The sequence below is a fragment of the Streptomyces sp. NPDC088730 genome (assembly GCF_044751215.1).
Taxonomy (GTDB): Bacteria; Actinomycetota; Actinomycetes; order Streptomycetales; family Streptomycetaceae; genus Streptomyces.
The window spans coordinates 713,748-740,163 of sequence record NZ_JBIVLK010000002.1 but is presented as its reverse complement, the minus strand read 5'-3'; the positions used below and the strand labels follow the sequence as shown (position 1 = coordinate 740,163).

Here is a 26,416-nt window from a genome sequence, read left to right as displayed (position 1 = left end):
GCGCGTCGCAGCGGGTCGTCCCCCTGATGACCCGCTGCTTATATTTTCCTCACATCTTATGACCCGATCCATCCGCACGTCGGGGACGTCCCGGACGCTCCTGCGCACCGCGACCGCCACCGCCGCCCTGTCCGCCGTGTCCCTCCTCGCCTGCGGAATCGCTGCCACCGCGGTCGCGGACGACACCGTGCGGACCGTCCACCAGGACGGGCTCGGCCCCGCCGGCCCCTGGCTCCGCCTCCAGGAAACGACCCCGGACCGGGACCCGGGGGTCCAGGAGATCTCCCCGAAGCCCGACCCGGTCCACCTGAACGGCAGCCTGCGCCTCGCGATCGCGGCCGGGCAACAGGCCCAGGCCGCGCACTACTTCAACGCGACGTGGACCCCGGTGCCGATCCGGCCGCTGCTGGACGCGGGCGTCTCGTACTGGGCGTACACGGCGTCCGAGGGCTCCAGCGCCACCGGTATCGGCGCCAACCTTCAGTTCCCGGCGTCCTGCGGGGGTTTCACCACCCTGTCGTTCGAACCCGGCGCCAACACCGACGCGCAGGGCGCGGCGCTGAAGCCGGACACCTGGCAGAAGTACCGGCTCACCGACGACTCCGTGATGCGGACCTCGCGCGCCGTGGCGGGCGTCCCGGCGGGCGGGGACGCCCCGCTGTCGCACTTCGTCACGGCGTGCGAGGGGGCGTACGGGGTGATCGCCAACATCGGCCGGCTCGGTGACCCGAACGGCACGCTGAACACCTACGTCGACAACATCACCGCCCAGGGCACCACCTGGGACTTCGCCGTCACCGGCCGGGCGTCGGCGGCGCTCACCGCCCCGGAGCGGATCAAGGCGGGCGACGGCCCCCGGCCGGCCGACGTCTCCTACACCGATCCGGCGGACGGCCCCGAGTACCAGGGCATCGGCACGCGTCTGACGCTCAAGGGCCCGGCCGGTCTGAAGCCGTACCAGCTGACCGTCGTGTCCGAGGGCTCGGCGGTCCCGCTCACCCGGGAGACGGACGGGTCGCTCACCGGTGAGCTGCGGACCGGGCTCCGGGCGGGCGGCACGCTGGAGCCGGGCGGAACGGCCGGGGCCGCGTTCACCCTGGCCGCGGCCGAGGGCGCGCCGGCCGGGCGGCTCGACGTGACGACCGAACTGACCGTCACCGTCGACGGCACCGACGGCCCGGTGCGCACGGGCGTGAGCGCCACGGACCACAGCCGGATCATCGCGGCCGGCACCCGCCCCAGCCCGTCGCCGTCCCCCAGCCACCCCCACCACCCCAGGCCCACCCCGCCCGGCGGCCACGGCAACGGTGGCGCACCCCTGCCGAACGGTCCGGTCGACGCGGGTGACGGCTCCACCGCCCTGACCGGCTCCGGCTCCGACGGCCTCTCCGGCCCCGGCCTGGCGATCGGCGCGGCCGGGCTGCTGGCAGCCGTCGCCGCCTCGGTCCACGGGCTCCGCGCGGCCCGGCGCCGGCGCGGTTGAGCCCCCGCATGCTGCGGGAACGGCTGCCCCGAGCACCGTTCCCGCGCCTGACCCGGGCGGCCGGGCTGATCCCGGCCGCCGCGGCGGCGCTGGTCCTGCTGCTGGGCTCCCCCCTCGCGGAGCCCGGCGGCGGTACCGCCTCCCGGTCCGGCCCCTCGTCCACGGGAGCGGGGCCCCTGCCGGCCGCGCTCCCCGCCGCCCGCCCCGTCCGCATCGACATCCCCGGACTCCGGGTCAGCGCCCCCCTGGTGGGCCTGACCCTGGACAGCCGGGGCCGGCTCGGCGTGCCCGATCCGGCGGACCGCAACCTGGCCGGCTGGTACCGGGACGGGGTGCCGCCGGGCTCCCCGGGCAACGCGATCGTGGTGGCCCACGTCGACACCGCGACCGGCCCGGCCGCCTTCGCCGGACTCGACGCGCTGCCGCCCGGAGCCACCGTGGAGGTCCGCCGCGCGGACCGGCGGATCGCGACGTTCCGCGTCTACGCGGTCCGGGAGTACGAGAAGCGCGACTTCCCCAGCGCCCTCGTCTACGGCCCGACGAAGGACGCCCAGCTCCGGCTGCTGACCTGCGGCGGCGCCTACGACCCCAGCGCCGGCGGCTACCAGTCCAACGTGGTCGCCTACGCCCGGCTGGCGTCGGTCCGGCCGGCCTGACGGCCCCGCCACGCCGGACACCGGCCAGACCGGGGAGCGGGCCCGGCCCGGATGAGAATGGCGCCATGCCCCTTGACTGGAAGATCGTCGTCGATGCCGCAGACCCGCACGCCCAGGCCGGATTCTGGGCCGCCGCACTGGGCTACGAGATCGAGGACAACAGCCCTCTGGTGGAACGCCTCCTGGGCCTCGGCGCCGTACCGGAGGCGGTCACCACGACCGCGCACGGCCGCAGGGCCTGGCTCGACCTGGCGGCGGCCCGGCACCCGGACGACGCGTACGAGCCGGAGAGCGGTACGGGGCTCGGGCGCCGCCTGCTGTTCCAGCGGGTCCCCGAGCCCAAGACGGTGAAGAACCGCCTCCACCTGGACGTGCACGCCGGACCGGACCGCCGCGACGCGGAGGTGGCCCGCCTGGAGCGGCTGGGCGCGAAGGTGCTCCGCGAGGTCGCGGAACCGGGCGGGACGTGGACGGTCATGACCGACCCGGAGAAGAACGAGTTCTGCGTGCAGTGAGCGGGGGGCAGGGCGGGGTCGGTGCCGGCCGGGCGCGGAATGAGTGGACTCCTCCGCATCCGGAGGGGAATCGGGTCTGCGCCGCGGGCCCGGGTGGTGATGTTCACGCCGTCCCGCCTCCCCCGCACGAAGAGGTGCCCCGCATCCGACCCACCCCCTCCCGCCGCCTGTTCGCCGCAGCGCTGCTCGTGGCGTCCGCGCTGGCCCCCGTGACGGCGCTCCCCGCGCCCGGCGCCGGCCGCATACGCTCGCCCCATGCCTCTCCCACCCGCATACGCCCTCGTCGCCACGGACCTGGACGGCACCCTGCTGCGCCCCGACGACACCGTGAGCCCCCGCACCCGCGCCGCGCTCGGCCTCGCCGCCGCCGCCGGGGCCCGCCACCTCGTCGCCACCGGCCGGCCGGTGCCCGGCGTACGGGAGTTGTTCGCCGCGCTGGGGTACCGGGGGCTCGCCGTCTGCGGGCAGGGCACACAGGTGTACGACGCCGGGGCGGGGCGCATGATCCGTACGGTCGGCCTGGACCGGGAGGCGGCCGCCGCCGCGCTCGGCAAGATAGAGGCGCAGGTCGGGCAGGTCTTCGCCGCGGTGGACCAGGACGGGCCCGGCGGCCGGACGCTGATCGAGCCGGGCTACCTGATGCCGCATCCGGCGCTGCCCGCCCACCGGACCTCCCACCGCGACGAGTTGTGGGCCGCCCCCGTCATCAAGGTGCTGATCCGCCATCCGGAACTGGACGACGACACCCTGGCCGCCGCGGCGCACGCGGCCGTCGGGGAGCTGGCGACCGTCACGCTGTCCGGGCCCGGCACGGTCGAGCTCCAGCCGTACGGCATCGACAAGGGCGCCGGTATCGCGTTCGCCGCCGAGCATCTGGGGCTGGACCCGGCAACCGCGATCGCCTTCGGGGACATGCCGAACGACCTTCCGATGTTCCGCAGTTGCGGGTACGGGGTGGCGATGGCCAACGCCCATCCGCTCCTGCGGGAAGCGGCGGACGAGGTGACCCTGTCCCACCAGGACGACGGGGTCGCGGTCGTCCTGGAGCGGCTCTTCGGCTGAACAGCGCCCCCACGCACGGGTGTCAGGCCCGGTCCCGGACCGGGCCGTCGTCGTCGGGGCCGGCGGCGGCCAGCAGGAATTCGGCGCCGCCTTCGAGCGTGCGCGCCACCTCGGCCGAGCGCGGGAGCATCGTCTTCTCGTAGCCGCGCACCGCGTCGTCGACGGTGGCGGAGCGGACGAGCGAGAGGGCGAGTTCGGCGGCGTCGAGCATGGCGAGGTTGACGCCGACGCCCAACGGCGGCATGAGGTGTGCCGCGTCCCCGAGGAGCGTCACGCCGGGTGCGCTCTCCCAGGTGTGCGGCACCGGCAGGGCGAGGATCGGCCGGTCGACGTAGGGGCCGTCGTTCTCCGTGATCATCCGGAGTACCCGCGGCGACCAGGCCGCGTACTCACGGAGCAGCTGTGCGCGGATGCCCTCGGTGTCCGCCGGGCGGAGCCCCGCCGCCGCGATCCAGTCCAGCGGGACGCGCCGCATGATGTAGACGCGCAGGTGGCCGCCGCTGTTCCGCTGCGCGAAGAGGCCGCGGTCCCCGTCGGCGGCATGGGCGCTGCCGCCTCCCACCAGCTCCGCGAGCTCGGGGTGCGCGCTCTCCACGGCGTCGAACCGTGCTTCGAGGAAGCTGACCCCCGTGTAGTGCGGTGTCGCGGGCGAGAGTGCAGGGCGGACGCGGGAGAAGGCGCCGTCCGCACCGATCACGAGATCGGCCTCGACGGCCGTCCCGTCGGTGAACCTCAGCGTGCGCGCCCCGCCGGCCGGTCCGCTCACCGAGTCGAGGGCCCGCCCCCACTGGACCGTCCCCCCGTCGAGCGAGCGGAGCAGGAGACCGCGCAGCTGTCCCCGGTCGATCTCGGGCCGGGCCGTTTCGTCCGTGTCCGGCATGTGGTGGTCCAGGACGCTCCCCGCCGGATCCAGCCGGCGCATCTCCTGCCCCTCGAACCTGGCGAGCGCGAAGAACTCCTCCAGCAGGCCCGCCTCGCGGAGTGCGATCTGGCCGTTGTCGTCGTGCAGGTCGAGCGAGCCTCCCTGGTTCCGGGAGTTCTCGTCCGGGTCGCGGTCGTAGACGGTCACGGGGATGCCGTGCCGCTGGAGGACGCGCGCGCAGGTGAGACCGCCCGGTCCGGCGCCGATGACGGCGATGCGGGCTCGGGCGGGTGCCGGGCTGTTCGTGGTGGTGTTCATGGCGGTGTTCATGGCGGATTCCTTCCGTCGGCGGGGCCCCGGTGACCTCACGCCCCGATGGGCGGCAACCCCTGCCGGCCCCAGCAAAGCAGGAACAAGTAAGAAACTGCAACCATTACGGTTTCTGCTTCATTCCAGCTATGCGGTAGGGTGGGCGCCATGCCAGACACTCCGGCCGTCGGCCGCCGCGAGCGCAAGAAGGCCGCGACCAGGCAGGCCATCGCCGATGCCGCCCTGGAACTCTTCCTGGAGCACGGATACGAGCGGGTGAGCGTGCGCGACATCGCGGAGAAGGCCGACGTGTCGACGACGACCCTGTTCGCCCACTTCCCGGGCAAGGAGGCGCTGGTCTTCGACCGGGAGGCGGAGGTCGAGGCCTCGCTCACCGCCGCCGTCCGGGACCGGCCCCCGGGGCAGGACGTGGTCGAGGCGCTCCGCGCCCACGCGCTGACGTCCTGGGCGCGGATGGCGTCGGACCCGCGCCGGGACCGGTTCACCGCCCTGGTGGACGCGACGCCCGCGCTGCGCGAGTACTGGGAACGCATGTGGATGCGGCACGCGAGCGCCCTCGGCGCCGCGATCGCGCAGGAGCTCGGCCGGGAGGCCGATGACCTCGCGTGTGCGGCGCTCGCCCGGTTCGTCCTGGAAGTCCCGGCCCTGGCCGCGTCCGGGCACGACCCCCGCGCCTCCGTGGAGACGGTGTTCGATCTGCTGATCCACGGCTGGCGGGGCTCGCAGCACCCCTGAGCGGGGTCCGCGTCGCGCCCCAGTGGCCGTGACCTCCCTGCCGAGGCCGACCGCGTCAGCCCAGCGTCGCCCCCAGCGACCGCAGCACCCGGTCGACCAGCAGCGCCACCGCCTCCGGGTCCTGCATCGGCTTGCGCAGGACGTGGCGGTAGTAGACCGGGCCGTACAGCATCTCCACCGCCAGCCGCAGATCGGCGCCCGGCGGGATCTGGCCCCGTTCCTGGGCCACGCGCAGCCTGACGACCACCTCTTCGAAACGGGGTTCGATCAGCTGGGTGCGAACCGTTTCGGCCAATTCGTCGTCGTGGTGGAGCTCGGAGAGTATTCCGGCGTACGCGGGGCCGAAGGGCGGTACGGAGAGCACGCCGACCGCGCCGTTCACATGGGTCCGCAGGTCCGCCGCGATGTCATCGGTGTCGGCGGACGGGGCGGCCTGGACCAGTGCCTCCGTGAACGCCTCCAGCAGCACCGCGCTCTTCGACGGCCACCAGCGGTAGATCGTCTTCTTGCTGACACCCGCCCGCGCCGCGATGGCCTCAACGGTGACACGGCCGTAACCCCTCTCCGTGCAGAGATCGAGGGCCGCCTCCAGCGTCGCCCTGCGTGAGCTCTCGCTACGGCGCAGCGAACTCGGCGATGTGATCATTCGGTGAGCATAGGGCTGTTCGAGCCAATCCTTATTGACAGTCCGTCGCCAGAAGTCGAACAATGCTCAGGCGGAAACGGAACGTACCGTGTCGGCTCGTTCTCATCCTTCGCACCGTTCGTGCCGTTCGTGCCGCGACGAGCCGATCGGGGGACGGCTCGCCCGGCCGACGGTGCGGGTGAGGCCTCCGTCCACGGTCAGGCCGTGATGTCCTTCGCCGTGAAACGCGCCCAGGCCGCCGAGCCGAACACCGCCGCGTACAGCGCCTGGAGTTCCAGGTTCTTCACCAGGTCGTCCCAGTAGACCGGGGCGCGCAGCAGGTCCGCGAAGGACAGCCAGTAGTGCGGGAAGAGGTACGGGTGCATCCCGTGCAACTGCGGGATGGTGTCCAGGATCTGCACCGTGATCAGCACCCCGACCGTCGCCGCCATGGCCGCGATGCCGCTGTTGGTCAGGGTCGAGACGAACAGTCCGAGCGCCGCGAAGCCGGTCAGTGACGCCGCGACCGCGACCGCGATGACCGCCGCCCGCACCAGGCCCTCACCGAAGCCGATCCGGGTGCCGGAGATCGTCGTGACGTCTCCGACCGGGAACAGCAGCGCGCCCACCGCCAGCGCGGACGCCGCCACCACCAGGGTCGCGAGCAGGCAGAAGGCCAGCGTGGTGGCGTACTTGGCGAGCAGCAGCCGGGTCCGGCCGGCCGGCGCGACCAGCAGATAGCGCAGCGTTCCCGCGTTGGCCTCGCCCGCGACGGAGTCGCCCGCGATCACGCCGACCGCCATCGGGAGGAAGACCGGGAGCGTGGCGGCGAGCGAGGCGAACACCAGGAAGAGGCCGTTGTTGGTCACCTGGGAGAGGAACGCGGGCCCGGCCCCGCCCTCGCCGGGACCGGCCGGTGAGCCGTTCGCCGTCTCGATCCGCACCGCGATCCCGATCAGTACGGGCACGGCGGCCAGCACCCCGAGCAGGGCCAGGGTGCGCCAGCGGCGCAGGGTGGTGGTCAGTTCGGAGCGCAGGATGCCGAGCGTCCACAGCGGGTTGCGCCGGAGCGGCGGGGCCTCCTCGCGCGCCTGTTCAGCCTGCGACATCGAATCCCTCTCCGGTGAGCGCGACGAAGGCGTCCTCCAGGGAGGCCCGTTCGACGCCGAAGGACCGTACCCGGACGCCGGAGTTCACCAGGGCCGCGTTCAGGTCCGCCAGTTCGACGGAGCCCGGCGGGGCGTCGGCCCGTACCCGGTCGCCGTCGAGGGTGAGTCCGGTGACTCCGTGCTCCTTCAGGACGCGGGCGGCGTCGGCCGGGTCCGGGGTGGTGACGGCGAGCCGGCCGCGGGTGCCCGCCGCGAGTTCGGCGACCGGGCCCTGGGTGAGCAGCCGACCGCGTGCCATGACCGCCGCGTGGGTGCAGACCTGCTCGATCTCGTCCAGGAGGTGGGAGGAGAGGAACACCGTGGTACCCTCCGCGGCCAGCTCCCGGACCAGGGTGCGGATCTCCCGCATGCCCTGCGGGTCCAGGCCGTTGGTCGGCTCGTCCAGCACGAGCAGCCTGCGGGGTCTGAGCAGCGCGGCGGCCAGGCCGAGGCGCTGCTTCATGCCCAGCGAGTACGCCCGCGCCTTCTTGCCGCCCGCCGCGGCCAGGCCGACCCGGTCCAGCGCGTCACCGACGCGGGCGGCCCTGGTGCGCGGGTCGGCGGTCGGGTCGGCGCAGTCGTAGCGCACCAGGTTGTCCCGGCCGCTCAGGAACCCGTACAGGGCGGGCCCCTCGATCAGCGCCCCGACGTGCGGGAGCACCGTACGGGCGGCGCCGGGCATGGGGCGGCCCAGGACGCTCGCGGTGCCGGACGTCGGGTCGATCAGCCCCATCAGCATCCGGATGGTGGTCGTCTTGCCCGAGCCGTTGGGGCCGAGGAAGCCGAAGACGCTGCCGCCGGGGACGGTGAGGTCCAGCCCGTCGACGGCGAGCTGGCCGCCCCGGTACCGCTTGGTCAGCCCGCGGGTCTCGATCACGGGCACGGCTGCGGCCCCTGTCATGTCTGCTCCCCATGGCTCGATGGCCCGCTCCGCGCGGCTTCCGGTGCGGACGCGTCCGCCCCGCCGTACGGAGGCTACGGCGGGGCGGAGGCATCGTGCACAGGGTGTTCGGATGTCAGCCGGCGTTGTCCGCCGCCTTCACCAGCGCGTCCTTCGTGACCGCGCCGACGTACACCCGGCCGTCATCGGTCATCAGCGCGTTGACCAGGCGGGTCTTGAAGACCGTGCCGGAGCCGAACGTGCCGGTGACCTTGTCGCCCATCGAGTCCAGGAGCCCCTGCGCCTCGGCCGGAATGTCGCCGGACGCCTTGCCGTCCGAGGACTCCGAGGGCATGCCGCTGCCGCCGGGGGCCTTGATCTCCGCGATCGCGCTCCAGCCCTTGCCGGTCACCTTCACGCCCTCGCCCTTGGCGTTCAGGCCCTCGAACGGGCCGAGACCGCCCTCGGCCTTGTGCGCCTTCTCCTGGTTCGCGGCGCTGTCCGCCTCGGTGACCTCGGCGCCCTTGGGCGGAGTGAAGGTGAACGAGGACGCGGCCGGCCTGCCGAAGTCGACGGAGGTGAACCCGGCGTCGATCGCCGCCTTGCCGCCGCTGCTGGGCTGGAGGGTGAACTTGAGCGGCACGCCCGTCTTCGCGTCCACCGCGACGGTGATCGAGCCGATCGTCGAGCCGCTCTGCTCGGGCTTGACGACCAGCCGGTAGGCGTCGCGGCCCGCGATCTGCGCGGTGCCCCCGACCTTCACGGACGTGGTGCCGTCGGCCGCCTTGAGGGCCTGTTCGGCGAAGGCCTTCGGGGTGGTCGGTACGCCGTCGGGGACCGGCTGGTCCCCGCGCTTCGCGTGCTCCCCGGCCTTCTCCTTCGCGTGGTAGACGGCGTTGGACTTGCTGTCGTACGCCCAGACCTCGTCGCCGTTGTGGATGAGGCTGTACTCGGACGCGTTGTCCAGGATGGACACCCGCTGCCTGTCGGGGCCGTCGGCGGCCACCCGGAGGGTGTGCGTGCCGGACGCCAGCTCGGTCAGCTTCGACTGCGGGTCCGCGCTCGCGCCGCCCTTCTCCCCCGCGCCGTCCGGCACGAAGGAACCGGCCAGCCCGCCCAGGGACGGGATGCCGAGGTCGGTGCTGATCTTCACCGTGCCGGACAGCTGCTCCGTGTCCGAGGCGGCGATCTTCTCGATGAGTTCCTGCGCGGTGATCTCCGGCAGATCGGGATCGCCCGAGCTCGCGAGCGCCGGGACCAGCCCGATCGTCGCGGCCGCGACACCCGCCACCGCGACCGGGACGATGTAGCGCACCGCCTTCCGGCGGCCCGCGACGGGCCGTGCGGGGCCGTGCGGGGCCGTGCCGTTGGTGTCTGCGCTGTCGTTCGGTGCCATGTGTGCCCTACCTCCGTGGTCGGCGGCTTCCGTCGGGATGCACTCGTCCACTCCGTGCCGCCATTCTCACCCGTTTTGGTCAGGAGTGGTTGTTCTCCATCTGACCAAATCCGGGAGCCCGAAGCGTCAGCCCGGGGGAGCAACTCCTCATACCTCTTCGGTATGACACCGCGGGGCCCTCGCTCCGCCTACCCGTAGGGGGCGGCACGCAGATCCGGCCACCGGCACCGGCGGGCTCTCAGCCGGCGCGGTGCACCACGGCGTCGCACATCTCTTCCAGCGCCGACTTGGCGTAGCAGGCGGGCAGCGGTGCCAGCGTGGCCCGCGCCTCCTCCGCGTACCGGACGGTGTCGCGACGGGCCTGTTCGAGCGCCGGGTGGGCGCGCAGCCGGCGCAGCGCCTCGGCCAGCCGGCCGTCCTGCGTCAGGTCGCCGTCCAGCAGGGCGACGAGCTCCAGGTCGTCCGGCCTGCCGTCGGCCTCGGCCCGCGCCCTCAGGTGGAGGACGGGCAGGGTCGGGATGCCTTCGAGGAGGTCGGTGCCGGGGGTCTTGCCGGACTCGTGGGAGTCGGAGGCGATGTCCAGGACGTCGTCGGCGAGCTGGAAGGCGACGCCGAGCCGTTCGCCGTACTGGGTGAGCGTGTCGGTCGCCGCGTCGTCGGCGCCGGCCATCATCGCGCCGAAGCGGCAGGCCACGGCGACCAGCGAGCCGGTCTTGCCGCGCATCACCTCAAGGTAGTGGTCGACCGGGTCACGCCCGTCGCGCGGGCCCGCGGTCTCCAGGATCTGGCCGGTGACCAGGCGCTCGAACGCCTCCGCCTGGATGCGGACGGCCTCGGGGCCGAGGTCGGCCAGGATGTGCGACGCGCGCGCGAAGAGAAAGTCGCCGGTCAGCACCGCCACCGAGTTGCCCCAGCGGGAATTGGCGCTGTCCACCCCGCGCCGCACGTCGGCCTCGTCCATCACGTCGTCGTGGTACAGCGTCGCGAGGTGCGTCAGCTCGACGACCACGGCGGCGGGCACCACGCCCGGGGCGTCGGCGTCACCGAACTGGGCCGCCAGCATCGCGAGCAATGGCCGGAAACGCTTGCCCCCCGCGTGCACCAAGTGCTGTGCGGCCTCGGTGATGAAGGGCACCTCGCTCTTGGTCGCATCGAGCAGCCCCGACTCGACAGCAGCCAAACCGGCCTGGACACCGGCTTCGAGCGCCTGGTCCCGCACGCTCAGTCCGAACGGCCCGACGACGGTCACGAGGGGATCTCCTGTCTGCTGACGATCACACGGAATGTCGATGTGTCGCTGCCATCACTCAAGTCAGCGTATCCGGTCCCCTTTGGATCACCGTGGGCGCCTTCCCGCCACCGCCGGTATGTTCGGGATCAGCTCATACGATCAGGAGTAGTCCCTTTGTCCCACACCGCTCACGACACCGATCCGACCCGGCCACCGCCGGGTGACGACCACGCCTTCTTCGGCCAGCCACGGGGTCTGATGACCCTGTCCGGCCTGGAGGTCTGGGAGCGGTTCTCGTTCCTCGGCATGCAGGCCATCCTCGTCCTGTACTTCGCGGACACGGTCGCCAACGGCGGCATGGGCATGGAGCCCGGCACCGCCGCCTCCGTCTCCGCGGCGTACGGAACCCTCGTCTACCTGGTCTCCGTGGCGGGCGGCTGGCTGGCCGACCGCATCCTCGGCTCCTACCGGGCCGTCCTGTACGGCGGCATCCTCATCGCCTGCGGCCACTACGCCATGGCGGTGCCGACCGCGACCATGACCTGGGTCGGGCTGGGCCTGATCAGCGCCGGTACGGGGCTGCTCAAGCCCAACGTGGCCACCATGGTCGGCAAGCTCTACCGGACCGACGACGAGCGCCGCGACGCCGGCTTCGCCCTCTACTACATGGGCATCAACATCGGGGCGTTCCTCGGACCGCTGATCACCGGCTGGCTGGGCGACCACGCGAGCTGGCACTGGGGCTTCTCGGCCGCCGCCTTCGGTATGACGCTCGGCCTGATCCAGTACGTACTGGGCCGGCGTCACCTGGCCGGGCGTAAGAACACCGCCGAGTTCGCGCTGGCCCCCGCGCCGATGCGCCGGGCCGTCCGGCTCATCCTCATCGGCGCCGTCGTGGTCGCCGCGGTCGCCACCGCACTGGCCCTGGCGGGCTGGCTGACCATGGACCGCTTCGTCGACCTGCTCACCCTCATCTCGGTGATCGCCCCGGTCGTGTACTTCGTGGTGATGTTCAGGAGCCCCCGGGTCACCCCGGAGGAACGCGGCAGGCTGCGCCCGTACGTGGTGCTGTTCCTGGCCTCCGTGGTCTTCAACTTCATCCTCTTCCAGGCCTACTCGACGATGATGCTGCTGGCGTCGACCAACGCCCGCACGGAGATCTTCGGCTTCCACTTCCCGGCCAGCTGGTACGCCTCCGCGCTCGGCGCCTTCGAGGTCGCGCTCGCTCCGGTGGTCGCGGCCGTCTGGGCGAAGATGGGGCCGCGCCAGCCGCACGCGTCCAACAAGATCGCGATGGGCGTGATCCTCGGCGGTCTCTCGTTCCTGCTGATGGTCCTGCCGACCTCCGGGCACGCCGACGACAGCTACCGGATGGCCGCCTGGTGGATCGTCGGCTCCTACCTGCTGCTCGGACTCGGCGACATCCTGCTGGAGACCTCCGGCATGTCCGCGACCACCAAGCTCGCCCCCAAGGCGTTCGCCAGCCAGACCATGGCGCTCTGGTTCCTCTCACTGGCCCTCGCCAACGGAATCCAGGCACAGATCGTGAAGCTGTACGGCGAGGTCTCCAACCCCGCCTACTTCGGTGTCAATGGCGCTATTGCGGTGGTGGCCGGTGTGGCCGTCGTCGCCGCCGCCCCCTGGCTGAAGCGCACCATGCACCCCGTCCACTGAGGTACCCCCATGCACATCCGCACCGAATTCCCGTACGAGACGACCCACGAGGACATCCGCATCCCGCTGCCCGGGGGCACCTCCCAGGCCGAAGGCTCTGGGGGAGGCACCCAGCTGTACGCCCGGATCTGGCGGCCGGTCACCGACGAACCGGTGCCCGCCCTGCTGGAGTACCTGCCCTACCGGCTGAGCGACTGGACCGCGCCGCGCGACGCGCAGCGCCACCCCTGGTACGCGGGCCACGGCTACGCCTCGGTGCGCGTCGACGTACGCGGCCACGGCAACAGCGAGGGGCTGCCGGGCGACGAGTACGACGCGCAGGAGCTGGCCGACGGTGTCGCCGTCATCCACTGGCTGGCCCGGCAGGAGTGGTGCTCGGGGCGCGTCGGCATGTTCGGCATCTCCTGGGGCGGCTTCAACTCCCTCCAGATCGCCGCGCTCGCCCCCGAGCCGCTCAAGGCGATCGTCACCGTGTGCTCGGCGGACGACCGCTACGACAACGACGTCCACTACATGGGCGGCTCCGTCCTCGCCGTGGACATGCACGCCTGGGCCGCGACGATGCTCGCCTTCGTCTGCCGCCCGCCCGACCCGGCGCAGGTGGGCGACGTGTGGAAGGACATGTGGCTGAAGCGGCTCGAAGCCGTCGACCCCTTCATCCACACCTGGCTCGACCACCAGACGCGGGACGACTACTGGAAGCACGGCAGCGTCTGCGAGGACTACTCCGCCATCCGGGCGAACGTCCTCGCGGCCGGCGGCTGGCACGACCCCTACCGCGACACCGTGCTCCGGCTCGTCGAGCACCTGGACCCGTCGAAGGTCCGCGGCCTGATCGGGCCCTGGTCCCACCAGTACCCCGACCGGGGACTGCCGCCGGGGCCCGGCATCGGCTTCCTCCAGGAGACGCTGCGCTGGTGGGACCAGCACCTCAAGGACAAGGACACCGGCGTCATGTCGGAGCCGCTGCTGAGGTCCTGGATCAGCGAGTCGCACCGGCCCGCCACCGTGTACGAGACCCTGCCCGGCCGCTGGGTCGGGGACACCAGCTGGCCCTCGGAGAACGTCTCGCCGGTCGCGTACGCCCTCAAGGGCGGCCCGCAGACCGTCGACTCACCGCAGCAGACCGGGGTGGACGCGGGCCGGTTCTTCCCGTTCGGCAACGACGCCGACCTGCCGCCCGACCAGCGCGACGAGGACGCCAAGTCGGTGTCCTTCGAATTCCCGGTCGAGGAGGCCCCGATCGAGATCCTGGGCCGCCCCCGGGTTCGGCTGCGCATCCGGATGGACGTCGCCCGGGGCCAGGCCATCGCCCGGCTCTGCGATGTCGCACCCGACGGCTCCTCCACGCTCGTCACCCGGGGCGTCCTCAACCTCGCCGCCCGGCACGGCCGGGACCGCGCGGACGACTGGCCCGCCGGGGCCACGGAGGACGTGACGTTCGAACTGAACGGGATCGGTCACACCTTCCCGCCCGGCCACCGCATCAGGCTCGCGGTCTCCTCCTCGTACTGGCCGTGGATCTGGCCGCAGGCCGGCTCGGCGGGCTTCACGCTGGACGCCGAGGGCAGCTTCGTCGAACTGCCGGTGCGCCGGCACACCGAGGACCCCGCGATCCACTTCGAGGAGCCCGAGCAGTCGGAGCCGCTCGGCGTGGTCTACCCCGCCACCCTCGACGAGCAGCGCCCCGAGCGGCTGGTGATCCGCGACGTCGCCAAGGGCGAGTGGCGGATGGAGGTGGACCCGCGCTACGGCGGCACCCGGGTCTACCCCGACGGCCTCGAATTCACCGAGGACGCGGTCGAGACGTACACGATCCAGGAGCGCGACCCGCTCTCCGCGCGCACCCGCTCCGACTGGACGGTCCGGCTGCACCGGCCGGAGACGGGCTGGGACGCGCTGATCGAGACACGTTCCGAGATCAGCGCCGACGCGACCCACTTCATCACCTCCAACGAGGTGGTCTGCAAGGACAGCGGCGAGGTCGTCTTCCACCGGACCTGGGAGAAGCGGATTCCGCGCACGGCCGGGTGAATCGCCCGCCGCATCCCCGCGTACTTCCGGGCGCGCGGGGATACGGCGGGACTTTCCGGGCAATGGGGGGTAGTTGGGGCTCTGCCGCCGGGTGACACCCCCGACGTAACGTGTCCCCCAAGCGACCTGGAAAGCGAGGCAGCAACAGATGCCCGAGCAGAGCAGCCCGCTCGAACTGGCCGAGGGCGATCCCTTCGGTCCGCACAACCTTCCGTACGGCGTGTTCTCCGCCCCCGACCGGCCCGGAGAGCGGCGCGTCGGCGTCCGCATCGGCAGCCATGTGCTCGACGCCGGGGCGGCCGCGCTCGCCCTCGGCTCGCCCTACGCGCAACTGCTGGCCCAGCCCGACCTGATGCCGCTGCTCGCGGCCGGCCGCACCGCCTGGAGCGATGTGCGCCGCGCCCTGACCGCCTGGGTGACGGTCCCGGCCCACCGCCCGGACATAGAGCCGCTGCTGCACCCGGTGGAGTCCGTGACGCTCCACCTGCCCTACCGGGTGGCGGATTACGTCGACTTCTACGCCAGCGAGCACCACGCCACCAACGTCGGCCGGATCTTCCGCCCGGACGGCGACGCGCTCACCCCCAACTGGAAGCACCTGCCGATCGGTTACCACGGCAGGGCGGGCACGGTCGTGGTCTCCGGCACGGATGTGGCACGCCCCTCCGGCCAGCGCAAGACCCCCGCGGACCCGGCCCCGGTCTTCGGACCGTCGGTGAAGCTGGACATCGAGGCCGAGGTCGGCTTCGTCGTCGGCACCTCCTCCGAGCAGGGGCACCCGGTCGCGCTCACCGACTTCCGCGAGCACGTCTTCGGCCTGTCACTGCTCAACGACTGGTCGGCGCGCGACATCCAGGCCTGGGAGTACGTGCCGCTGGGCCCCTTCCTCGGCAAGTCCTTCGCCACCTCGGTCTCCGCCTGGGTGACTCCGCTGGAGGCCCTGGACGCCGCCCGCACCGCCCCGCCCGCCCGCGATTTCCCGCTGCTGCCCTACCTCGACGACGCGGAGGAGGACGAGCCAGGCGGCTACGACCTCCGGCTCTCCGTCGCCGTCAACGGCCACGTCGTCGCCGAGCCGCCGTTCTCCACCATGTACTGGACGGCGGCCCAGCAGCTGGCCCAGATGACGGTGAACGGCGCCTCGCTGCGCACCGGCGACCTGTACGGCTCCGGCACCATCAGCGGCGCCGAGCCCGCCCAGCGCGGCTCCCTGCTCGAACTCACCTGGAACGGCCGCGATCCGCTGGAGCTGCCCGAGGGCAAGCGGACGTTCCTGGAGGACGGGGACACGGTGACGCTGACGGCGTGGGCGCCGGGCCCGGACGGCACCCGGGTCGGTCTCGGCGAGGTGACCGGACGGATCGTGTCCGCGCCATGATCCCGCCGCCGCCCACGCCGACGCTGCCCGAGGAACTGCTGCTGCTGGCCCTGGACCCGGTCCGCGGCAAACCGTACTGCCGCAACCGCTTCCTGGAGTACGCGATGGCCGGGGCCGCCCTGGCTGAGCTGGAGCTCCAGGGCCGGGTCACCGGGCAGGGCGGGCGCTTCCGGGTGACCGACCCGCTGGAGCCGCCGGACCCGGTGCTCGCCGCGGTGACGCGCAGCCTGCCGGCACCCGGCAAGGGCGGCGGGGGTTCCGGGGCGTCGGCCAAGCGCTGGGTGCGGCACACCGGGCGGCCGGTCGAGGGCCTGTACCTGGACGCCCTGGTGGAGCGCGGCGTCCTGCGCCGCGAGACCCGCCGCTTCCTCGGCCTGCTGCCGTACCACCGCCACCCGGTGGCGGCGAAGGACCTGGCCGCCCTGGCCCGTACCCGCTTCGACGCCGCCGAGCGAGCGGGCTTCCCCGACCCGCGGAGCCGGGCCCTGGCCGCCCTCGTCTCGGCGGCCGGCCTGTCCCGCTCGGTCGGCACGGAGCGCGGCAGCCGCAGCGCGATGCGCCGACTGGTCCGCGACCACTGGCCCGCCCACGCGGTACTCCGCAACGTCCGCCAGGACAGGGCGAACCAGTCGGGGGACGGGGGGTAGGGCCCGCCCGCCCCCCGGGCGCCGGTGGCAGATCTCCCCGCCACCGGCCACACCGCCGCAGGTCACAGCTGTTCACCGGGTGCACCCAAGTGGCGCAACACTGCGGCAACACCAACTCCCTTAGGGCGTCGGTATGGTCCACCGCATGCCAGCCGAACGCATCCGCGAGCACACCGTGCCGGTCGCCGCCGCCCGCCGGCGCCGACTGCGCGCGGACGGTGCCCGGCTCCTCGCCGACCTGCTGCGCCACCAGGTGCGCACGGGCGCGTTCCCGGGTGGCGTGCTGCCGTACGAGGACACCATCGGCACCGACTACCGCGTCTCCCGCAACACCGTCCGCCAGGCCCTGGACCTGCTCCGCGGCGAGGGCCTGGTCGAACGGCAGCCCGGGGTCGGCACCGTCGTCGTCAACGAGAAGTACCCGCACGCCCTGGACCGGCTCCAGGGGCTCGCCGAGATCCTGCGCGAACACGGCCGAGTCACCAACGAGGTCCGTACCGTCGGCCCCGTCCCCGCACCCGCACCCGTCGCCCGGCGGCTCGGCGTCGCCGAGCACACCGACGTGCTCTACATCGAGCGCCGCAGGCTGCTGGACGGGCTGCCGCTCTCCCTCGACCTCACCTACGTACCGATGGACATCGGGACCGGGCTCCTCGGCGCCGACCTGGAGAACACCGACGTGTTCCGGCTGCTGGAGTCCCTGACCGGGCAGCCGCTGGGCACCGCCGAGATCACCCTGGAGGCCGTCAACGCCGACGCGCACTCCGCCGCCGTCCTGGAGACCCCGCGCGGCGCCGCCGTACTGATGCTGGAGCGCCTCACCCATCTCGCCGACGGACGCCCGGTCGACCTGGAGTTCATCCGCTTCCGCGGCGACCGCATCAGCATGAGCGCCCTGCTGCACCGGTCCGGCTGACCGCTCCCCTCCCGCCTGATCACCACTTACCTGGAGACCGCCATGCCTCTGGCGCCCCAGCGGGCCGACGTGCCCGTGACCATCGACGAGTCGAAGTGCATCGACGGCTGCACGCTCTGCGTCGACATGTGCCCGCTCGACTCCCTCGCCATCAACCCGGAGAGCGGCAAGGCGTACATGCACGTGGACGAGTGCTGGTACTGCGGACCGTGCGCGGCCCGGTGCCCCACCGACGCGGTCACCGTCAACATGCCCTACCTACTCCGCTGAAAGGCCCGGTTCCCCATGCGAAGCAAGGCATTCGGCGCCCTGCTCGGGGCCGCTCTGCTGGCCTTGACGGCCGCGGGCTGCGGCAGCCCGGCGAGCGCGGGCGGCAGCGGCACCGTCACGGTGACCGTCGGCTACCAGTCCCGGACGATCAACACCGTCACGGCGGGCACCCTGCTGCGCTCCCTCGGCTACTTCGAGGACGAGCTGCGCAGCCGCGGTGAACGGGACGGCATCACGTACGAGGTGAAGTGGCAGGACTACGCCACCGGCGCCCCGATCACCGCGCAGATGACCGCCGGGAAGATCGACATCGGCTCGATGGGCGACTTCCCGCTCCTGATCAACGCGGCCCGCGGCAAGCAGCTGAACCGCCCGACCCGGCTCGTCTCGGTCACCGGGTACAACCTGGCGGGCGGCCTCAACACCGTGGTCACCGCGCCGGACTCGGAGCTCGGCTCGCTCGCGGACCTGCGTGGCAGGAAGGTCTCCACGAGCATCGGCTCCGCGGCCGACGGCACCCTGGTCCGCGCCCTCCGGCAGGCCGGCCTCGACCCGGAGAAGGACATCCGCAAGCTCAACCAGCAGCCCGCGGTGGGCGCTTCGGCGCTCCAGGCGGGCAGCGCGGACGCCCTCTCGCAGTTCGTCGCCTGGCCGGGACTGCTCGCCTTCCAGGGCCGCGCCAAGGCGCTGTACGACGGCGCGGAGCTGAAGCTGCCGACCTTCCACGGGGTCACGGTCGGCCAGGACTTCGCGCAGAGGCGGCCCGGCGTCGTGGAGGACTTCCTCCGCGCCCAGGGCCGGGCGACCGACTACCTCCACCGGCACCCCGTGCCGGCCTCCGAGTCGGTCGCGAAGGCCACCGGGCTGCCGGCCGAGGTCGTCCACCTCTACAACGGCGCCCAGGGCATCGCCACCTTCGACACCACACTGAAGCCCGCGCTGATCGCCGCGCTGAAGAAGGACGTCCCGGTGCTGCGCTCGGCGAAGCTCGTCGGCGACGTCGATGTGGACGCGTTCGTCGACGACCGCTATCTGCGGCGGGTGTACGGCTCCGGCTACGCGAAGGCGCTGGCCGCGGGTCCGCCCGCCCGGCGCGGTGGCGAGGTGTGGCTCAGGGGGGAGGACACCACGACCGCGTACCCCACCCCCACCGCGCTGCTGCGGTACGTGGCCGCGCACCGCGACGCGGTCCGGGCGGCGTACGTCCCCGACGCGTCCACCGGCACGCTCTGGTTCGCGGACCGGGCGGTGTGGGTCTCGGACGGGACCGGACTGCGGCCCTTCGTCACCGGGTCCGCGGCCCGAGCGTACGTGTCGGCCCACCCCGGCGCCCGGACCCTCCCGTACGCCGCCGCGCTGGACAAGGCCCGGTCCGCCTCATGAGCGGCCGGTGGTCGCTCGTGCGCCGGGCGCTCTCGCTGGTCGCGGTGCTCGGTCTCTGGCAGGCGCTGACCTCCTACGACATCAACCTCTGGCTGCGCTTCGAGCAGTTCCCGACCGTCACGGAGGTGGCCCGCGCCTTCGCCGGCCGGATCTCCGGCGACGCGTACTGGCAGGACCTGACCGACAGCCTGACCAGGATCGTCACCGGTTTCGCGCTGGCCGCCGTGCTCGGCGTCACCGTCGGCACGGCCGTGGCGCGCTCGCGCGTCGCCGCCGATCTGCTCGGCCCGGTCCTGGAAGTGCTGCGCCCGGTACCGGCGATCGCGCTCGTCCCGGTGGCGATCCTGCTCTTCCCCAGCAACGAGCAGGGCATCGTCTTCATCACCTGCACCGCGGCGTTCTTCCCCGTCATGGTCTCCACCCGGCACGCGGTGCGGGCGCTGACGCCCATGTGGGAGGAGGCCGTCCTGACGATGGGCGGCGGGCGGTGGCGCGTCCTGCGGTCCGTCGTCCTGCCCGGAGCGCTCCCCGGCATCCTCGGCGGCCTGTCCGTCGGCATCGGGGTGTCGTGGATCTGTGTGATCTCCGCCGAGATGATCTCCGGCGAGTACGGGGTCGGCTACCGCACCTGGCAGGACTACACCGTCGTCGACTATCCGGGCGTCTTCGTCGGCATGGCCACCATCGGTCTGCTCGGCTGGCTGACCTCGACGGCGGTCGAGCTGCTGGGCCGCAGGCTGACCCGCTGGCTGCCGCGCACGGAGAGCCGCCCGCCGGCTCCCGTACGCCGTCGGCCCGCCCCGGCGGCGGCCGCTGTCCACCCGGCCCGTACGGCACCGGAACAGGAACGGGTGCGCTCATGACCACTGACTCCCACGGCGTGCGGCTCACCCTGCGGGGCGTCACCCTCGGCCGGGCCGGGGTGCCCGTCCTGGACGGGCTCGACCTCGACGTCGTACCCGGCGAGATCCTCACCGTCGTCGGACCGTCCGGCTGCGGGAAGTCGACGCTCCTGCGCACCCTCGCCGGGCTGCTGCCGCCGCTGGACGGCGAGGTGAGCCAGGACGGCGAACCCCTCACCGCGCCCCGCGCCGAGCGGGCCCTCGTCTTCCAGGACGACGCGCTGCTCCCGTGGCGCACGGTCCGGGCCAACGTCGAACTGCCGCTGGCCATCCAGGGGGCGGGGCGTGCCGAGCGCCGGGCACGCGCCGGGGCCTGGCTGGCCCGGGTCGGCCTGGCGGAGCACGCCACGAAGCTTCCGCACCGGATCTCCGGCGGCCAGCGCCAGCGCGTCCAGCTGGCCCGCGCGCTGGCCGCCGGTCCGCGCGCCGTCCTGATGGACGAGCCGTTCGGCGCGCTGGACGCCCAGACCAGGGCCGGGATGCAGCAGCTGCTCGTGGACGTGCTGCGCGGCACCGGCGCCACCGTCGTGTTCGTCACGCATGACGTGGACGAGGCGCTGTTCCTCGGCGACCGCGTCGCGCTGCTCTCCACCGGCCGGGTGCTGCCCGTGCCGCGCCCGCGCGAGCGCGCCGCCCACACGGACCCGGCGACGGCCGCCCTGCGCCGCGAGGTGCTGGAATCCCTCACCCCTTGAGCCCCCTCCTCCCGAAAGGCCCTCCCGTGCAGATCCCCGCCCTCGCCGACGCCGAGGAACTCTCCTGCGACGTACTGGTCGTCGGCGGCGGTACGGCCGGCACGATGGCCGCCCTCACCGCCGCCGAGCACGGCGCCTCCGTCCTCCTGCTGGAGAAGGCGCACGTCCGCCACTCGGGCGCCCTCGCCATGGGCATGGACGGCGTGAACAACGCGGTGATCCCGGGCCGCGCCGAACCCGACGACTACGTCGCCGAGATCACCCGCGCCAACGACGGCATCGTCGACCAGTCCACCGTCCGCCGGACCGCCACGCGCGGCTTCGACATGGTGCGGCGGCTGGAGTCGTACGGGGTGAAGTTCGAGAAGGACGAGCACGGCGAGTACGCGGTCCGCCAGGTGCACCGCTCCGGCTCGTACGTGCTGCCGATGCCCGAGGGCAAGGACGTGAAGAAGGTCCTCTACCGGCAGCTGCGCCGCCGCGAGATGCGTGAACTCATCCGCATCGAGAACCGCGTCATGCCCGTCCGCGTCCTCACCGGCGACGACGGCCGGGCGATCGGGGCGGCCGGCTTCAACACCCGCTCCGGGCAGTTCGTCACCGTCCGGGCGGGCGCCGTCATCCTGGCCACCGGCGCCTGCGGACGGCTCGGCCTGCCGGCCTCCGGATACCTCTACGGCACGTACGAGAACCCGACCAACGCCGGTGACGGCTACGCCATGGCCTACCACGCGGGCGCCGAGCTGACCGGCATCGAGTGCTTCCAGATCAACCCGCTGATCAAGGACTACAACGGCCCGGCCTGCGCCTATGTCGCCAACCCCTTCGGCGGCTACCAGGTCAACCGGCACGGCGAACGCTTCGTGGACTCCGACTACTGGTCCGGGCAGATGATGGCCGAGTTCGCGGCGGAAGTGGCCTCAGACCGCGGCCCGGTCTACCTGAAGCTGAGCCATCTCCCCGAGGAGTCGGTCAGCGCGCTGGAGAACATCCTGCACACCACGGAGCGGCCCACCCGGGGCACGTTCCACGCGGGGCGCGGCCACGACTACCGCACCCACGACATCGAGATGCACATCTCCGAGATCGGCCTGTGCGGCGGGCATTCGGCCTCCGGCGTCCGGGTCGACGACCGGGCCCGCACCACCGTGGACCGGCTCTACGCGGCCGGGGACCTGGCCTGCGTCCCGCACAACTACATGATCGGCGCGTTCGTCTTCGGCGACCTGGCGGGCGAGGACGCGGCCCGGTTCACGCCGTACGAGGGCGAGCTGCCGGCCGAGCAGCTGCGCGCGGCCCACGAGCTGGTCTACCGGCCGCTGCGCAACCCGGACGGGCCCCCGCAGCCGCAGGTCGAGTACAAGCTGCGCCGCTTCGTGAACGACTACGTGGCGCCGCCCAAGTCCGGTGCCCGGCTCTCGATCGCCCTGGAGTCGTTCGAGCGGATGCGCACGGACCTCGCGGAGATGGGCGCGAAGACCCCGCACGAGCTGATGCGGTGCGCCGAGGTGTCGTTCATCCGGGACTGCGCCGAGATGGCGGCCCGCTCCTCGCTGGCCCGCACGGAGTCCCGCTGGGGCCTCTACCACGAGCGCACGGACCATCCGGAGCGGGACGACACGGACTGGTTCCACCACCTGGACCTGTACAAGTCGGCTTCCGGCGCGATGGAGTTCACGGCCCGGCCGGTGGCGCCCTATCTGGTCCCGGTGGAGGGGTTCGAGCCGGTCGGGGGCCCGGTGCGCAGGATCGGCGAGGTGGAGCCGGAGGGGGTGGGGACGGCGGGACCTCGCGACGCGGCGCCCGCCTCCGCGTCCGCGCGCACGGCTGCTCCCGCCGTGGCCGGTCCCCTCGCCTCCACATCGCCGCGCATTCTGGAGCTGCTGGCGCTGAGCGAGGGCGAACCCGAACTGGCGGCCCTCTCCCCCTACCTGGCCGACCCCGATCCGTCCGTCCGCCGGGCCGCCGTCGCCGCGCTCACCGAGTCGACCCCGCGGGGCGCGGGCCCGGCCCTCGCCGGCGCGCTGGCCGATCCCGCCGCCGCCGTGCGCGCGGCCGTCGCGGCCTCCCTGCGCGAACTGGTCGAGGTGCTGACGCCTTCACCCGCCCTGCGGACCCCTCTGATCACCGCGCTCGCCTCGGCCGACCCCGTGGTCCGGGCCGCCTCCCTCGACACCCTGCGGTCATTGCGGCTGGGGGACGCGGAGCTGTACGCCCGCACGCTCACCGACGCCGATCTCGACGTGCGCGTGGAGACCGTGCGGGCGCTGGTGTCGGTGGACGCCGTCGCCGGGCTGGTCCGGGCGGCCTCCGACCCGTCCCGCGAGGTACGGGTGGCGGTGGCGAAGGGCCTGGCGGCGATCCGCTCCCCCGCACCGGAACCGCTCACCCCGCTGCTGGACGACCCGGACGCGCTGGTCCGCGCGGCGGCGCTGGGCGCGCTCGCGGAGACGGGCTGCCCGGCCGCGTACGCCGAGCGGGCGGTGGCCGCGCTGACCGATCCGGCCTGGCAGGTCCGGGCGGGCGCCGCGAAGGGCCTCTCCTCGGCGGACCCGGAGCAGGCGGTCACCCCGCTGACCGGCGCGCTGGGCGACCGGAACGCCGACGTGCGCAAGGCCGCGGTGCTGGCACTGCTCCGTCACCCGGGCGAGGCGGCGGCACGGGAGGCCCTGGCGGGGGCGGTGTCGGACCCGGACGCGGATGTGCGGGCCTATGCGGGGCGGGGGATGGCGGTCAACGGCGCGTGACTCGTTCACACGGTCGGGCAGGCCCGTGCCAGTGACGTGCGGATACGCTGGACGAACCCGCCAGACTCCAGCCACGGGAGCACTGATGAGCGTCGAGCCCGATGCCCCCGAGCCGCGGTGGGCGGTTCCGCCCGTGGGCGGCTGGACCGCCGATGACCTGGACACACTCCCGAATCTGTGGCAGTTGCAGTCGATAGCGCCGCTCGACCTGGAGGTCTTTCGAGAGTTCACCATCGATGTCGACTTCCAGAACCGGCCCGAGCCGGATGTGGTCGTCGTCCGGGCCGACGCGGTCGAGAGTCTGCGGCAGACGCGGTTCCCCGCGAGCAGCGTGCTGCTCGCGATCGAGGTCGTGTCCGACGAGTCCGTCACGCGTCCCGCGAGACCAAACCCGTGAAGTACGCGCGGGCGGGGATCCCGCACTACTGGCGGGTGGAGAACCAGGACGGCCGCGCGGTGGTGTACGTCTTCGAACTGGAGCCGGCGACCGGGGCGTACACCTCCACCGGGATCTTTCACGACCGGATGAAGGTGTCCGCGCCCTTCGCGGTCGATCTCGACCTGGCCGCGATCGTCTCCAGGCGCCGGGCGGCGGACCCGCAGTAGGCCCGCCGCGTTCCGGGACCCCGGCGGTGCTCCTCACTCGTACTCCGGCGGCTCCTCGTCCCAGTCGAACTCCGGGTCGGCGCCGGGGGCAGCGGCCGGAGCGGCGGGTGCCGGAGCCGGAGCGGGCACCCGGGCCTGGGGCGCGGGGGCTGCTGCCGGGGCGGAGGCCGCGGGCGCCGGGGCCGTCTCGGCCGGAGCGGAGGCCGCGGGCGCCGGGGCCGTCTCGGCCGGGGCTGCGGGCTCCGCGTCGGCGGCCGGGAGCCCCGCCAGTACCTCCAGCACGCCCTCCCCGTACGTCGCCAGCTTCTTCTCGCCCAGTCCGCTGATCCCGCCCAGCTCCGCGAGCGAACCCGGCCGGAGCGCGGCGATCTCCCGCAGCGTCGCGTCGTGGAAGATCACGTACGCCGGGAGGCCCAGCTCCTTGGCCTGGGCGCCGCGCCAGGCGCGCAGTGCCTCGAAGACCGGGACCGCCGACTCCGGGAGGTCCGCGACGGCGGCCGCCTTGCCCTTGCCGCTCTTCGAGGAGGAGCGGGCCGGGGCGATCTTCTTCGGTTCCTTGCGCAGCAGCACCTCGCGCTCCCGGCCTAGCACGGAACCGCTCTCCTCGGTGAGCACCAGCGTGCCGTACTCACCCTCGACCGCGAGCAGCCCCTGGGCCAGCAGCTGGCGGACCACGCCGCGCCACTCCGCCTCCGCCAGCTCCTCACCGATGCCGAACACCGAGAGCTGGTCGTGGTCGAACTGGATGATCTTCGCCGTCTTGCGGCCCAGCAGGATGTCGATGATCTGGCCCGCGCCGAACTTCTGCCCGCGCTCCCGCTTCAGCCGTACGACCGTGGACAGCAGCTTCTGGGCGACCACCGTGCCGTCCCAGGTCTCGGGCGGGGCCAGGCAGGTGTCGCAGTTGCCGCAGGAGGCGGTGGCGGGCTCCTGGCCGAAGTACTTGAGCAGCTGGGCCCGGCGGCACTGCACGGTCTCGCACAGGGCCAGCATGGAGTCCAGGTGCGAGGCGGCCCGGCGGCGGAAGGCCTCGTCGCCCTCGCCGCCCTGGATGAGCTTGCGCTGCTGGACGACGTCCTGGAGCCCGTAGGCCATCCAGGCGGTGGAGGGGGCGCCGTCACGGCCGGCCCGGCCGGTCTCCTGGTAGTAGCCCTCGACGGACTTCGGCAGGTCGAGGTGGGCGACGAAGCGGACGTCCGGCTTGTCGATGCCCATGCCGAAGGCGATCGTCGCGACGACGACCAGGCCCTCCTCGCGCAGGAAGCGGGACTGGTGGCGGGCTCGGATCCCGGCGTCCAGACCCGCGTGGTACGGGACGGCCTCGATGCCGTTGCGGCAGAGGTACTCGGCGGTCTTCTCGGTGGAGTTGCGCGAGAGGCAGTAGACGATGCCCGCGTCCCCGGCGTGCTCCTCCTTGAGGAAGGACAGCAGCTGCTTCTTCGGGTCGGCCTTGGGCACGATGCGGTACTGGATGTTGGGCCGGTCGAAGCCCGCCACGAAGTGCTTGGCGTCGGGCATGCCGAGGCGCTGGGTGATCTCCTGGTGGGTGGCCGCGGTCGCCGTCGCCGTCAGCGCGATCCGCGGGACGTCGGGCCAGCGCTCGCCCAGGACGGACAGGGCCAGGTAGTCGGGCCGGAAGTCGTGGCCCCACTGGGCGACGCAGTGCGCCTCGTCGATGGCGAAGACGGAGATCTCGCCGCGCGAGAGCAGGCCGAGCGTGGAGTCCAGCCGGAGCCGCTCGGGCGCGAGGTACAGCAGGTCCAGCTCGCCCGCGACGAACTGGGCCTCCATCGAGCGCCGCTCGTCGTGGTCCTGGGTGGAGTTGACGAACCCGGCCCGCACACCCAGCGCCCGCAGCGCGTCCACCTGGTCCTGCATCAGGGCGATCAGCGGCGAGATGACGATGCCCGTACCGGGCCTGACCAGGGACGGGATCTGGTAGCAGAGCGACTTGCCGCCACCGGTCGGCATGAGCACGACGGCGTCCCCGCCGGCCACCACGTGGTCGACGACCGCTTCCTGCTCCCCCCGGAACGCCTCGTACCCGAAGACCCGGTGGAGCGTCTGCCGCGCATCGCTCTCGGTCACATCCATGGTCACGTCTGTCACGTCTGTCCTGCCCGTCCCGCTCATCGCTCTGTCCCCGGCATCCGGCCCGTTCCTGGCGCTCTCCTGCCACGATAGGCGCCGCGTACGACAGCGCCGGACGGGCTTGACTTCCAAGCCCGTCCGGCGCTGTTC

The 26,416-nt window shown here is 73.0% G+C and carries 22 protein-coding genes and 1 pseudogene; 16 read left to right on the top strand and 7 right to left on the bottom strand.

What is annotated here, in order from left to right; all coding sequences use genetic code 11:
* Positions 1 to 58 precede the first annotated feature (58 nt).
* From ACIP89_RS10115 to ACIP89_RS10100, 4 genes are all read left to right on the top strand, one after another.
* Positions 59 to 1,483: a hypothetical protein gene (locus ACIP89_RS10115; RefSeq protein ID WP_402114168.1), complete on the top strand. Its 1,425-nt coding sequence runs from the start codon at positions 59 to 61 to the stop codon at positions 1,481 to 1,483.
* 8 nt (positions 1,484 to 1,491) lie between these two features.
* Complete coding sequence (locus tag ACIP89_RS10110) at positions 1,492 to 2,139, top strand: class F sortase (RefSeq protein ID WP_401923339.1); 648 nt, start codon at positions 1,492 to 1,494, stop codon at positions 2,137 to 2,139.
* Between the two features lie 65 nt (positions 2,140 to 2,204).
* Entirely contained in the window at positions 2,205 to 2,654 is a 450-nt protein-coding gene (locus ACIP89_RS10105; RefSeq protein WP_401923336.1) for a VOC family protein, read from the top strand.
* Between the two features lie 255 nt (positions 2,655 to 2,909).
* Complete coding sequence (locus ACIP89_RS10100) at positions 2,910 to 3,716, top strand: HAD family hydrolase (RefSeq protein WP_401923333.1); 807 nt, start codon at positions 2,910 to 2,912, stop codon at positions 3,714 to 3,716.
* Between the two features lie 22 nt (positions 3,717 to 3,738).
* On the opposite strand, the gene ACIP89_RS10095 is transcribed toward ACIP89_RS10100, so the two are convergent.
* On the bottom strand, positions 3,739 to 4,908 hold the full coding sequence (locus ACIP89_RS10095) for an FAD-dependent oxidoreductase (RefSeq protein WP_401928629.1): 1,170 nt from the start codon (positions 4,906 to 4,908) through the stop codon (positions 3,739 to 3,741).
* Positions 4,909 to 5,055: 147 nt separating this feature from the next.
* Between ACIP89_RS10095 and ACIP89_RS10090 the strand changes: the two genes are divergently transcribed.
* Positions 5,056 to 5,643, top strand: a complete 588-nt coding sequence (locus tag ACIP89_RS10090) for a TetR/AcrR family transcriptional regulator (protein WP_402114165.1) — start codon at positions 5,056 to 5,058, stop codon at positions 5,641 to 5,643.
* Positions 5,644 to 5,698: 55 nt separating this feature from the next.
* On the opposite strand, the gene ACIP89_RS10085 is transcribed toward ACIP89_RS10090, so the two are convergent.
* The 5 genes from ACIP89_RS10085 to ACIP89_RS10065 all read right to left on the bottom strand — a co-directional run bounded on the left by ACIP89_RS10085 (position 5,699) and on the right by ACIP89_RS10065 (position 10,941).
* On the bottom strand, positions 5,699 to 6,289 hold the full coding sequence (locus ACIP89_RS10085; RefSeq protein ID WP_401923326.1) for a TetR/AcrR family transcriptional regulator: 591 nt from the start codon (positions 6,287 to 6,289) through the stop codon (positions 5,699 to 5,701).
* A gap of 197 nt (positions 6,290 to 6,486) precedes the next feature.
* Entirely contained in the window at positions 6,487 to 7,377 is an 891-nt protein-coding gene (locus ACIP89_RS10080; protein ID WP_401928631.1) for an ABC transporter permease, read from the bottom strand.
* The gene (locus ACIP89_RS10075; RefSeq protein WP_401928633.1) at positions 7,364 to 8,317 is read right to left on the bottom strand and encodes an ATP-binding cassette domain-containing protein; all 954 of its coding nucleotides are present in this window, start codon (positions 8,315 to 8,317) and stop codon (positions 7,364 to 7,366) included. Before ACIP89_RS10075 ends, ACIP89_RS10080 begins: the two co-directional genes overlap by 14 nt.
* A 115-nt stretch (positions 8,318 to 8,432) precedes the next feature.
* Positions 8,433 to 9,692 carry an outer membrane lipoprotein carrier protein LolA gene (locus ACIP89_RS10070; RefSeq protein ID WP_402114162.1) on the bottom strand — a complete coding sequence of 420 codons (1,260 nt, stop codon included), beginning with the start codon at positions 9,690 to 9,692 and terminating at the stop codon, positions 8,433 to 8,435.
* Positions 9,693 to 9,930: 238 nt separating this feature from the next.
* Positions 9,931 to 10,941, bottom strand: a complete 1,011-nt coding sequence (locus ACIP89_RS10065) for a polyprenyl synthetase family protein (RefSeq protein WP_401923318.1) — start codon at positions 10,939 to 10,941, stop codon at positions 9,931 to 9,933.
* A gap of 156 nt (positions 10,942 to 11,097) precedes the next feature.
* On the opposite strand from ACIP89_RS10065, the gene ACIP89_RS10060 reads away from it, so the two are divergent.
* The 11 genes and pseudogenes from ACIP89_RS10060 (at position 11,098) to ACIP89_RS10010 (ending at position 24,175) form a co-directional block, all read left to right on the top strand.
* Positions 11,098 to 12,597, top strand: a complete 1,500-nt coding sequence (locus tag ACIP89_RS10060) for a peptide MFS transporter (protein WP_401923315.1) — start codon at positions 11,098 to 11,100, stop codon at positions 12,595 to 12,597.
* Positions 12,598 to 12,606: 9 nt separating this feature from the next.
* A complete protein-coding gene (locus ACIP89_RS10055; protein WP_402114159.1) occupies positions 12,607 to 14,631 on the top strand; it encodes a CocE/NonD family hydrolase in 2,025 nt (674 codons plus the stop codon).
* 148 nt (positions 14,632 to 14,779) lie between these two features.
* Positions 14,780 to 16,009: a fumarylacetoacetase gene (fahA, locus tag ACIP89_RS10050; protein WP_328695936.1), complete on the top strand. Its 1,230-nt coding sequence runs from the start codon at positions 14,780 to 14,782 to the stop codon at positions 16,007 to 16,009.
* Positions 16,006 to 16,656: a GPP34 family phosphoprotein gene (locus ACIP89_RS10045; RefSeq protein WP_401923312.1), complete on the top strand. Its 651-nt coding sequence runs from the start codon at positions 16,006 to 16,008 to the stop codon at positions 16,654 to 16,656. Before fahA ends, ACIP89_RS10045 begins: the two co-directional genes overlap by 4 nt.
* A 145-nt stretch (positions 16,657 to 16,801) precedes the next feature.
* Positions 16,802 to 17,572 carry a GntR family transcriptional regulator gene (locus tag ACIP89_RS10040; protein ID WP_401923310.1) on the top strand — a complete coding sequence of 257 codons (771 nt, stop codon included), beginning with the start codon at positions 16,802 to 16,804 and terminating at the stop codon, positions 17,570 to 17,572.
* A gap of 42 nt (positions 17,573 to 17,614) precedes the next feature.
* A complete protein-coding gene (locus tag ACIP89_RS10035) occupies positions 17,615 to 17,842 on the top strand; it encodes a ferredoxin family protein (RefSeq protein ID WP_250968247.1) in 228 nt (75 codons plus the stop codon).
* A 15-nt stretch (positions 17,843 to 17,857) separates the two neighbouring features.
* Complete coding sequence (locus ACIP89_RS10030) at positions 17,858 to 19,225, top strand: ABC transporter substrate-binding protein (protein WP_401923307.1); 1,368 nt, start codon at positions 17,858 to 17,860, stop codon at positions 19,223 to 19,225.
* Positions 19,222 to 20,088, top strand: coding sequence for an ABC transporter permease (locus ACIP89_RS10025; RefSeq protein WP_402114156.1), 867 nt, complete (start codon positions 19,222 to 19,224; stop codon positions 20,086 to 20,088). Before ACIP89_RS10030 ends, ACIP89_RS10025 begins: the two co-directional genes overlap by 4 nt.
* Positions 20,085 to 20,822: an ABC transporter ATP-binding protein gene (locus ACIP89_RS10020; protein WP_401923301.1), complete on the top strand. Its 738-nt coding sequence runs from the start codon at positions 20,085 to 20,087 to the stop codon at positions 20,820 to 20,822. Before ACIP89_RS10025 ends, ACIP89_RS10020 begins: the two co-directional genes overlap by 4 nt.
* A gap of 26 nt (positions 20,823 to 20,848) precedes the next feature.
* The gene (locus ACIP89_RS10015; RefSeq protein WP_402114153.1) at positions 20,849 to 23,569 is read left to right on the top strand and encodes a fumarate reductase/succinate dehydrogenase flavoprotein subunit; all 2,721 of its coding nucleotides are present in this window, start codon (positions 20,849 to 20,851) and stop codon (positions 23,567 to 23,569) included.
* Between the two features lie 85 nt (positions 23,570 to 23,654).
* Positions 23,655 to 24,175: pseudogene (locus ACIP89_RS10010) on the top strand (Uma2 family endonuclease).
* A 33-nt stretch (positions 24,176 to 24,208) separates the two neighbouring features.
* On the opposite strand, the gene recQ reads toward ACIP89_RS10010, so the two are convergent.
* Entirely contained in the window at positions 24,209 to 26,308 is a 2,100-nt protein-coding gene (gene recQ, locus ACIP89_RS10005) for a DNA helicase RecQ (RefSeq protein ID WP_402114151.1), read from the bottom strand.
* Positions 26,309 to 26,416: the final 108 nt, after the last annotated feature.